The organism is Flavobacterium sp. GNP008, from assembly GCF_056428965.1.
The window spans coordinates 1-12,358 of sequence record NZ_JBWJVL010000002.1; the positions used below are offsets into that span (position 1 = coordinate 1).

Below are 12,358 nucleotides of genomic sequence, written 5' to 3' on the forward strand. Positions count from 1 at the left end.
TACTACTGTTAATTAAAATATTAGGATTATTTCCAGTCAGTATAGTTAAATTAACCTGACTTTCAATATTTGAATTAATTGAAGCTATTCCAAATGTGTCGTTTCTTAAAATGTTTCCTATAAAACCACTTACACTACATGCAATATTGATATAATCATCTTTTACTGCATTAGTTATAGGCGTATTGGTACAAGTAGGACAGGTCGGATTGGGCGCACAGGTTGTACAAGGTGTAGGATCAGAAGACGCCCCTGTAACGATAGGACCAGTTGGGGGATTTCCAGAAGCGGTTGCTAAATTGGCAACCATTCCCGCATTGATATCCGCTTGGGTTATAGTATGAACGGCTGTAAAAGCGGAGCTGTTGGACGCCCCTGGTGCAAGAGATGCCAAAGGCCCTCCGGTTACTGTGGCGTTATTATCCGTTACAGTGATGTTTGTCAGGGTTGTATTTCCCGTATTGGTAACCACAAAAGCATAAGAGATGGTATCGCCAACATTGGTCGTTCCCATTGGAGCCAAATCAGTAAAAGTACCTTCTTTGGTTAGGGCGATGGAATTTGATTGAGCAATAGGCGTATTGGTACAAGTAGGACAGGTCGGATTGGGCGCACAGGTTGTACAAGGTGTAGGATCAGAAGACGCCCCTGTAACGATAGGACCAGTTGGGGGATTTCCAGAAGCGGTTGCTAAATTGGCAACCATTCCCGCATTGATATCCGCTTGGGTTATAGTATGAACGGCTGTAAAAGCGGAGCTGTTGGACGCCCCTGGTGCAAGAGATGCCAAAGGCCCTCCGGTTACTGTGGCGTTATTATCCGTTACAGTGATGTTTGTCAGGGTTGTATTTCCCGTATTGGTAACCACAAAAGCATAAGAGATGGTATCGCCAACATTGGTCGTTCCCATTGGAGCCAAATCAGTAAAAGTACCTTCTTTGGTTAGGGCGATGGAATTTGATTGAGCAATAGGCGTATTGGTACAAGTAGGACAGGTCGGATTGGGCGCACAGGTTGTACAAGGTGTAGGATCAGAAGACGCCCCTGTAACGATAGGACCAGTTGGGGGATTTCCAGAAGCGGTTGCTAAATTGGCAACCATTCCCGCATTGATATCCGCTTGGGTTATAGTATGAACGGCTGTAAAAGCGGAGCTGTTGGACGCCCCTGGTGCAAGAGATGCCAAAGGCCCTCCGGTTACTGTGGCGTTATTATCCGTTACAGTGATGTTTGTCAGGGTTGTATTTCCCGTATTGGTAACCACAAAAGCATAAGAGATGGTATCGCCAACATTGGTCGTTCCCATTGGAGCCAAATCAGTAAAAGTACCTTCTTTGGTTAGGGCGATGGAATTTGATTGAGCAATAGGCGTATTGGTACAAGTAGGACAGGTCGGATTGGGCGCACAGGTTGTACAAGGTGTAGGATCAGAAGACGCCCCTGTAACGATAGGACCAGTTGGGGGATTTCCAGAAGCGGTTGCTAAATTGGCAACCATTCCCGCATTGATATCCGCTTGGGTTATAGTATGAACGGCTGTAAAAGCGGAGCTGTTGGACGCCCCTGGTGCAAGAGATGCCAAAGGCCCTCCGGTTACTGTGGCGTTATTATCCGTTACAGTGATGTTTGTCAGGGTTGTATTTCCCGTATTGGTAACCACAAAAGCATAAGAGATGGTATCGCCAACATTGGTCGTTCCCATTGGAGCCAAATCAGTAAAAGTACCTTCTTTGGTTAGGGCGATGGAATTTGATTGAGCAATAGGCGTATTGGTACAAGTAGGACAGGTCGGATTGGGCGCACAGGTTGTACAAGGTGTAGGATCAGAAGACGCCCCTGTAACGATAGGACCAGTTGGGGGATTTCCAGAAGCGGTTGCTAAATTGGCAACCATTCCCGCATTGATATCCGCTTGGGTTATAGTATGAACGGCTGTAAAAGCGGAGCTGTTGGACGCCCCTGGTGCAAGAGATGCCAAAGGCCCTCCGGTTACTGTGGCGTTATTATCCGTTACAGTGATGTTTGTCAGGGTTGTATTTCCCGTATTGGTAACCACAAAAGCATAAGAGATGGTATCGCCAACATTGGTCGTTCCCATTGGAGCCAAATCAGTAAAAGTACCTTCTTTGGTTAGGGCGATGGAATTTGATTGAGCAATAGGCGTATTGGTACAAGTAGGACAGGTCGGATTGGGCGCACAGGTTGTACAAGGTGTAGGATCAGAAGACGCCCCTGTAACGATAGGACCAGTTGGGGGATTTCCAGAAGCGGTTGCTAAATTGGCAACCATTCCCGCATTGATATCCGCTTGGGTTATAGTATGAACGGCTGTAAAAGCGGAGCTGTTGGACGCCCCTGGTGCAAGAGATGCCAAAGGCCCTCCGGTTACTGTGGCGTTATTATCCGTTACAGTGATGTTTGTCAGGGTTGTATTTCCCGTATTGGTAACCACAAAAGCATAAGAGATGGTATCGCCAACATTGGTCGTTCCCATTGGAGCCAAATCAGTAAAAGTACCTTCTTTGGTTAGGGCGATGGAATTTGATTGAGCAATAGGCGTATTGGTACAAGTAGGACAGGTCGGATTGGGCGCACAGGTTGTACAAGGTGTAGGATCAGAAGACGCCCCTGTAACGATAGGACCAGTTGGGGGATTTCCAGAAGCGGTTGCTAAATTGGCAACCATTCCCGCATTGATATCCGCTTGGGTTATAGTATGAACGGCTGTAAAAGCGGAGCTGTTGGACGCCCCTGGTGCAAGAGATGCCAAAGGCCCTCCGGTTACTGTGGCGTTATTATCCGTTACAGTGATGTTTGTCAGGGTTGTATTTCCCGTATTGGTAACCACAAAAGCATAAGAGATGGTATCGCCAACATTGGTCGTTCCCATTGGAGCCAAATCAGTAAAAGTACCTTCTTTGGTTAGGGCGATGGAATTTGATTGAGCAATAGGCGTATTGGTACAAGTAGGACAGGTCGGATTGGGCGCACAGGTTGTACAAGGTGTAGGATCAGAAGACGCCCCTGTAACGATAGGACCAGTTGGGGGATTTCCAGAAGCGGTTGCTAAATTGGCAACCATTCCCGCATTGATATCCGCTTGGGTTATAGTATGAACGGCTGTAAAAGCGGAGCTGTTGGACGCCCCTGGTGCAAGAGATGCCAAAGGCCCTCCGGTTACTGTGGCGTTATTATCCGTTACAGTGATGTTTGTCAGGGTTGTATTTCCCGTATTGGTAACCACAAAAGCATAAGAGATGGTATCGCCAACATTGGTCGTTCCCATTGGAGCCAAATCAGTAAAAGTACCTTCTTTGGTTAGGGCGATGGAATTTGATTGAGCAATAGGCGTATTGGTACAAGTAGGACAGGTCGGATTGGGCGCACAGGTTGTACAAGGTGTAGGATCAGAAGACGCCCCTGTAACGATAGGACCAGTTGGGGGATTTCCAGAAGCGGTTGCTAAATTGGCAACCATTCCCGCATTGATATCCGCTTGGGTTATAGTATGAACGGCTGTAAAAGCGGAGCTGTTGGACGCCCCTGGTGCAAGAGATGCCAAAGGCCCTCCGGTTACTGTGGCGTTATTATCCGTTACAGTGATGTTTGTCAGGGTTGTATTTCCCGTATTGGTAACCACAAAAGCATAAGAGATGGTATCGCCAACATTGGTCGTTCCCATTGGAGCCAAATCAGTAAAAGTACCTTCTTTGGTTAGGGCGATGGAATTTGATTGAGCAATAGGCGTATTGGTACAAGTAGGACAGGTCGGATTGGGCGCACAGGTTGTACAAGGTGTAGGATCAGAAGACGCCCCTGTAACGATAGGACCAGTTGGGGGATTTCCAGAAGCGGTTGCTAAATTGGCAACCATTCCCGCATTGATATCCGCTTGGGTTATAGTATGAACGGCTGTAAAAGCGGAGCTGTTGGACGCCCCTGGTGCAAGAGATGCCAAAGGCCCTCCGGTTACTGTGGCGTTATTATCCGTTACAGTGATGTTTGTCAGGGTTGTATTTCCCGTATTGGTAACCACAAAAGCATAAGAGATGGTATCGCCAACATTGGTCGTTCCCATTGGAGCCAAATCAGTAAAAGTACCTTCTTTGGTTAGGGCGATGGAATTTGATTGAGCAATAGGCGTATTGGTACAAGTAGGACAGGTCGGATTGGGCGCACAGGTTGTACAAGGTGTAGGATCAGAAGACGCCCCTGTAACGATAGGACCAGTTGGGGGATTTCCAGAAGCGGTTGCTAAATTGGCAACCATTCCCGCATTGATATCCGCTTGGGTTATAGTATGAACGGCTGTAAAAGCGGAGCTGTTGGACGCCCCTGGTGCAAGAGATGCCAAAGGCCCTCCGGTTACTGTGGCGTTATTATCCGTTACAGTGATGTTTGTCAGGGTTGTATTTCCCGTATTGGTAACCACAAAAGCATAAGAGATGGTATCGCCAACATTGGTCGTTCCCATTGGAGCCAAATCAGTAAAAGTACCTTCTTTGGTTAGGGCGATGGAATTTGATTGAGCAATAGGCGTATTGGTACAAGTAGGACAGGTCGGATTGGGCGCACAGGTTGTACAAGGTGTAGGATCAGAAGACGCCCCTGTAACGATAGGACCAGTTGGGGGATTTCCAGAAGCGGTTGCTAAATTGGCAACCATTCCCGCATTGATATCCGCTTGGGTTATAGTATGAACGGCTGTAAAAGCGGAGCTGTTGGACGCCCCTGGTGCAAGAGATGCCAAAGGCCCTCCGGTTACTGTGGCGTTATTATCCGTTACAGTGATGTTTGTCAGGGTTGTATTTCCCGTATTGGTAACCACAAAAGCATAAGAGATGGTATCGCCAACATTGGTCGTTCCCATTGGAGCCAAATCAGTAAAAGTACCTTCTTTGGTTAGGGCGATGGAATTTGATTGAGCAATAGGCGTATTGGTACAAGTAGGACAGGTCGGATTGGGCGCACAGGTTGTACAAGGTGTAGGATCAGAAGACGCCCCTGTAACGATAGGACCAGTTGGGGGATTTCCAGAAGCGGTTGCTAAATTGGCAACCATTCCCGCATTGATATCCGCTTGGGTTATAGTATGAACGGCTGTAAAAGCGGAGCTGTTGGACGCCCCTGGTGCAAGAGATGCCAAAGGCCCTCCGGTTACTGTGGCGTTATTATCCGTTACAGTGATGTTTGTCAGGGTTGTATTTCCCGTATTGGTAACCACAAAAGCATAAGAGATGGTATCGCCAACATTGGTCGTTCCCATTGGAGCCAAATCAGTAAAAGTACCTTCTTTGGTTAGGGCGATGGAATTTGATTGAGCAATAGGCGTATTGGTACAAGTAGGACAGGTCGGATTGGGCGCACAGGTTGTACAAGGTGTAGGATCAGAAGACGCCCCTGTAACGATAGGACCAGTTGGGGGATTTCCAGAAGCGGTTGCTAAATTGGCAACCATTCCCGCATTGATATCCGCTTGGGTTATAGTATGAACGGCTGTAAAAGCGGAGCTGTTGGACGCCCCTGGTGCAAGAGATGCCAAAGGCCCTCCGGTTACTGTGGCGTTATTATCCGTTACAGTGATGTTTGTCAGGGTTGTATTTCCCGTATTGGTAACCACAAAAGCATAAGAGATGGTATCGCCAACATTGGTCGTTCCCATTGGAGCCAAATCAGTAAAAGTACCTTCTTTGGTTAGGGCGATGGAATTTGATTGAGCAATAGGCGTATTGGTACAAGTAGGACAGGTCGGATTGGGCGCACAGGTTGTACAAGGTGTAGGATCAGAAGACGCCCCTGTAACGATAGGACCAGTTGGGGGATTTCCAGAAGCGGTTGCTAAATTGGCAACCATTCCCGCATTGATATCCGCTTGGGTTATAGTATGAACGGCTGTAAAAGCGGAGCTGTTGGACGCCCCTGGTGCAAGAGATGCCAAAGGCCCTCCGGTTACTGTGGCGTTATTATCCGTTACAGTGATGTTTGTCAGGGTTGTATTTCCCGTATTGGTAACCACAAAAGCATAAGAGATGGTATCGCCAACATTGGTCGTTCCCATTGGAGCCAAATCAGTAAAAGTACCTTCTTTGGTTAGGGCGATGGAATTTGATTGAGCAATAGGCGTATTGGTACAAGTAGGACAGGTCGGATTGGGCGCACAGGTTGTACAAGGTGTAGGATCAGAAGACGCCCCTGTAACGATAGGACCAGTTGGGGGATTTCCAGAAGCGGTTGCTAAATTGGCAACCATTCCCGCATTGATATCCGCTTGGGTTATAGTATGAACGGCTGTAAAAGCGGAGCTGTTGGACGCCCCTGGTGCAAGAGATGCCAAAGGCCCTCCGGTTACTGTGGCGTTATTATCCGTTACAGTGATGTTTGTCAGGGTTGTATTTCCCGTATTGGTAACCACAAAAGCATAAGAGATGGTATCGCCAACATTGGTCGTTCCCATTGGAGCCAAATCAGTAAAAGTACCTTCTTTGGTTAGGGCGATGGAATTTGATTGAGCAATAGGCGTATTGGTACAAGTAGGACAGGTCGGATTGGGCGCACAGGTTGTACAAGGTGTAGGATCAGAAGACGCCCCTGTAACGATAGGACCAGTTGGGGGATTTCCAGAAGCGGTTGCTAAATTGGCAACCATTCCCGCATTGATATCCGCTTGGGTTATAGTATGAACGGCTGTAAAAGCGGAGCTGTTGGACGCCCCTGGTGCAAGAGATGCCAAAGGCCCTCCGGTTACTGTGGCGTTATTATCCGTTACAGTGATGTTTGTCAGGGTTGTATTTCCCGTATTGGTAACCACAAAAGCATAAGAGATGGTATCGCCAACATTGGTCGTTCCCATTGGAGCCAAATCAGTAAAAGTACCTTCTTTGGTTAGGGCGATGGAATTTGATTGAGCAATAGGCGTATTGGTACAAGTAGGACAGGTCGGATTGGGCGCACAGGTTGTACAAGGTGTAGGATCAGAAGACGCCCCTGTAACGATAGGACCAGTTGGGGGATTTCCAGAAGCGGTTGCTAAATTGGCAACCATTCCCGCATTGATATCCGCTTGGGTTATAGTATGAACGGCTGTAAAAGCGGAGCTGTTGGACGCCCCTGGTGCAAGAGATGCCAAAGGCCCTCCGGTTACTGTGGCGTTATTATCCGTTACAGTGATGTTTGTCAGGGTTGTATTTCCCGTATTGGTAACCACAAAAGCATAAGAGATGGTATCGCCAACATTGGTCGTTCCCATTGGAGCCAAATCAGTAAAAGTACCTTCTTTGGTTAGGGCGATGGAATTTGATTGAGCAATAGGCGTATTGGTACAAGTAGGACAGGTCGGATTGGGCGCACAGGTTGTACAAGGTGTAGGATCAGAAGACGCCCCTGTAACGATAGGACCAGTTGGGGGATTTCCAGAAGCGGTTGCTAAATTGGCAACCATTCCCGCATTGATATCCGCTTGGGTTATAGTATGAACGGCTGTAAAAGCGGAGCTGTTGGACGCCCCTGGTGCAAGAGATGCCAAAGGCCCTCCGGTTACTGTGGCGTTATTATCCGTTACAGTGATGTTTGTCAGGGTTGTATTTCCCGTATTGGTAACCACAAAAGCATAAGAGATGGTATCGCCAACATTGGTCGTTCCCATTGGAGCCAAATCAGTAAAAGTACCTTCTTTGGTTAGGGCGATGGAATTTGATTGAGCAATAGGCGTATTGGTACAAGTAGGACAGGTCGGATTGGGCGCACAGGTTGTACAAGGTGTAGGATCAGAAGACGCCCCTGTAACGATAGGACCAGTTGGGGGATTTCCAGAAGCGGTTGCTAAATTGGCAACCATTCCCGCATTGATATCCGCTTGGGTTATAGTATGAACGGCTGTAAAAGCGGAGCTGTTGGACGCCCCTGGTGCAAGAGATGCCAAAGGCCCTCCGGTTACTGTGGCGTTATTATCCGTTACAGTGATGTTTGTCAGGGTTGTATTTCCCGTATTGGTAACCACAAAAGCATAAGAGATGGTATCGCCAACATTGGTCGTTCCCATTGGAGCCAAATCAGTAAAAGTACCTTCTTTGGTTAGGGCGATGGAATTTGATTGAGCAATAGGCGTATTGGTACAAGTAGGACAGGTCGGATTGGGCGCACAGGTTGTACAAGGTGTAGGATCAGAAGACGCCCCTGTAACGATAGGACCAGTTGGGGGATTTCCAGAAGCGGTTGCTAAATTGGCAACCATTCCCGCATTGATATCCGCTTGGGTTATAGTATGAACGGCTGTAAAAGCGGAGCTGTTGGACGCCCCTGGTGCAAGAGATGCCAAAGGCCCTCCGGTTACTGTGGCGTTATTATCCGTTACAGTGATGTTTGTCAGGGTTGTATTTCCCGTATTGGTAACCACAAAAGCATAAGAGATGGTATCGCCAACATTGGTCGTTCCCATTGGAGCCAAATCAGTAAAAGTACCTTCTTTGGTTAGGGCGATGGAATTTGATTGAGCAATAGGCGTATTGGTACAAGTAGGACAGGTCGGATTGGGCGCACAGGTTGTACAAGGTGTAGGATCAGAAGACGCCCCTGTAACGATAGGACCAGTTGGGGGATTTCCAGAAGCGGTTGCTAAATTGGCAACCATTCCCGCATTGATATCCGCTTGGGTTATAGTATGAACGGCTGTAAAAGCGGAGCTGTTGGACGCCCCTGGTGCAAGAGATGCCAAAGGCCCTCCGGTTACTGTGGCGTTATTATCCGTTACAGTGATGTTTGTCAGGGTTGTATTTCCCGTATTGGTAACCACAAAAGCATAAGAGATGGTATCGCCAACATTGGTCGTTCCCATTGGAGCCAAATCAGTAAAAGTACCTTCTTTGGTTAGGGCGATGGAATTTGATTGAGCAATAGGCGTATTGGTACAAGTAGGACAGGTCGGATTGGGCGCACAGGTTGTACAAGGTGTAGGATCAGAAGACGCCCCTGTAACGATAGGACCAGTTGGGGGATTTCCAGAAGCGGTTGCTAAATTGGCAACCATTCCCGCATTGATATCCGCTTGGGTTATAGTATGAACGGCTGTAAAAGCGGAGCTGTTGGACGCCCCTGGTGCAAGAGATGCCAAAGGCCCTCCGGTTACTGTGGCGTTATTATCCGTTACAGTGATGTTTGTCAGGGTTGTATTTCCCGTATTGGTAACCACAAAAGCATAAGAGATGGTATCGCCAACATTGGTCGTTCCCATTGGAGCCAAATCAGTAAAAGTACCTTCTTTGGTTAGGGCGATGGAATTTGATTGAGCAATAGGCGTATTGGTACAAGTAGGACAGGTCGGATTGGGCGCACAGGTTGTACAAGGTGTAGGATCAGAAGACGCCCCTGTAACGATAGGACCAGTTGGGGGATTTCCAGAAGCGGTTGCTAAATTGGCAACCATTCCCGCATTGATATCCGCTTGGGTTATAGTATGAACGGCTGTAAAAGCGGAGCTGTTGGACGCCCCTGGTGCAAGAGATGCCAAAGGCCCTCCGGTTACTGTGGCGTTATTATCCGTTACAGTGATGTTTGTCAGGGTTGTATTTCCCGTATTGGTAACCACAAAAGCATAAGAGATGGTATCGCCAACATTGGTCGTTCCCATTGGAGCCAAATCAGTAAAAGTACCTTCTTTGGTTAGGGCGATGGAATTTGATTGAGCAATAGGCGTATTGGTACAAGTAGGACAGGTCGGATTGGGCGCACAGGTTGTACAAGGTGTAGGATCAGAAGACGCCCCTGTAACGATAGGACCAGTTGGGGGATTTCCAGAAGCGGTTGCTAAATTGGCAACCATTCCCGCATTGATATCCGCTTGGGTTATAGTATGAACGGCTGTAAAAGCGGAGCTGTTGGACGCCCCTGGTGCAAGAGATGCCAAAGGCCCTCCGGTTACTGTGGCGTTATTATCCGTTACAGTGATGTTTGTCAGGGTTGTATTTCCCGTATTGGTAACCACAAAAGCATAAGAGATGGTATCGCCAACATTGGTCGTTCCCATTGGAGCCAAATCAGTAAAAGTACCTTCTTTGGTTAGGGCGATGGAATTTGATTGAGCAATAGGCGTATTGGTACAAGTAGGACAGGTCGGATTGGGCGCACAGGTTGTACAAGGTGTAGGATCAGAAGACGCCCCTGTAACGATAGGACCAGTTGGGGGATTTCCAGAAGCGGTTGCTAAATTGGCAACCATTCCCGCATTGATATCCGCTTGGGTTATAGTATGAACGGCTGTAAAAGCGGAGCTGTTGGACGCCCCTGGTGCAAGAGATGCCAAAGGCCCTCCGGTTACTGTGGCGTTATTATCCGTTACAGTGATGTTTGTCAGGGTTGTATTTCCCGTATTGGTAACCACAAAAGCATAAGAGATGGTATCGCCAACATTGGTCGTTCCCATTGGAGCCAAATCAGTAAAAGTACCTTCTTTGGTTAGGGCGATGGAAGGGTTTGGAGTCGGTTCGAAGCAAAGCGTGTTATTATAAATTACGCCTGTGCTGAAACCAATTGCTCCGCCAGTAGAAAGCATTCTACCTTCAAGATTTCCATTAGCTCCCATCGTGTTGGCACCATTATTCGCAATAAGAGTACCTTTCATAAACGTAAATGTACCCATTGAAATAGCTCCTTCGGCAATCCAAAATACATTACAACGGCGTACACCATTAGTCAAAACAACTTTAGACTGCGCTGCTGTTGTAAACGCTCCAGCAAATTTAAATATAAATAAGGCATTGGGATTTCCCTCTCCATTTAAAGTAATCGTTCCTGCCAATGATCCAGCTCCTCCTATAGAATAAACTCCAGCGGTTAACGTTTCTCCGCTTCCAAAAGCAGGCGTATGTGAAGGATGTGTTGTAGTAGTTGCATAAAGATGATCATATGCGGCTTGTACATCTATTTTTGCTTGTGCAGTTACTGCATTGGTATCATGAAATGAACCAATTACAGTAGAACTTGCAAAACCACTAATCGCTCCACCATTCGTTCCTATATCGCCAATTATTCCAGAAGTCGCTGTGTTAGCTACGGCCCCATCACTAGTAAATAAAGCAAAGTTAGCAGCAGTTCCTAAAATAGTATTGTTACAAGTATTAACGCAAGTTATAGGAATCGTAATAGGTCCAGTAGGTAGGGTTTCCGCACCAGGTCCAAAAGTAATTGCTCCATCACTAGAAAGCATTCTTCCTTCCAAGTCTCCTCCAGATCCAAATGATATGGCACCAGGGTGCGCTATAAGTGTTCCTTTGATAATTGCTGATGTTCCAATAGAAATAGCACCTTCGGCAATCCAAAACACATTACATGCACGGGTTCCATTAGACAAAATGATTTTTGAACCTGCAGCCGGAGTAAATGCGCCTTCAAATTTAATAACAAATGCCGCATCCGAATTTCCTTGGCCGTCTAACGTTACCGTTCCAGCTAACGATCCTGCTCCTCCAATTGAATAGACTCCAGGTGTAATGGTTTCTCCATTTCCAAACGCTGGAAGATGGGTAGTGTTAGTTAGAGGAAGATCACTGAGATGAATATAAACACGAAGTAAATCAATTTGAGCTTGCGCGGCTGTAGCATTACCATTGTGAATTGTACCAGCTGTAGTTGGCATGCCAAAACCACTGATAGCACCTGCATTCGTTCCAATATCACCTGTAAAAGAAGAAGGACCTGTATTAGAAACTGCTCCAGAAACGGTGTAGGCTGCAAATTTGTCAAGCGTTCCTAAATTAAGTGTTTGACTAAAACCTATATTTGAAAATGATAATAATGTGAGTATTAGTATGCTGTAAAGTAGTTTTTTTTTCATTTGATTTGGGTTCTAAAATTCATTTTAGAGATTTGAACTAAACGCATAACCCATTTGATAATTTCCGTAATTTTTTTGCAAAATACGATTTTTTTTATTAAAGAAATGGGTTTTGTTTATCTATTTAAAAATCAGTTTTTTAAAATGCTATTTCTCTGGGTTTATGATTCTTAAATTAATTATTTAAGCCTTATTAATCTTACTTTTTATAAAAGGTGTATTTTAATTATTATAAAATTCTTAAACTGATAAAAGTATTAGTGCTAATGAAATTTAAAATTAAATTTTATCAAAAACTCAATATTTTCATTAGAGCTGAATTTACGAACCATTTCTTATTATCTACGATTTAAATAAATGTTTAGTTTTTAAAACAATTTATTAGTTAACCTTTAATATTAATGTTTACTTATTTGTTTTTTAGTGTGCTACAGTAAAACAAATCGATTTACTCCCGAAAAAAATTATTTACAAGAAAAATATTTTGTAATTTATTCTTATAATTTTATAATTTATTGTAGGATGCTATTTTAA

Annotated in this window: 1 protein-coding gene; it reads right to left on the reverse strand. The window is 45.8% G+C overall.

The genetic code is table 11. The features are described 5' to 3' along the window. On the reverse strand, positions 1–11,824 hold an 11,824-nt coding region (locus AC0608_RS06515), incomplete at its 3' end, for a CLIPPER-2 domain-containing protein (protein ID WP_478288515.1). Between the last annotated feature and the right edge of the window lie 534 nt (positions 11,825–12,358).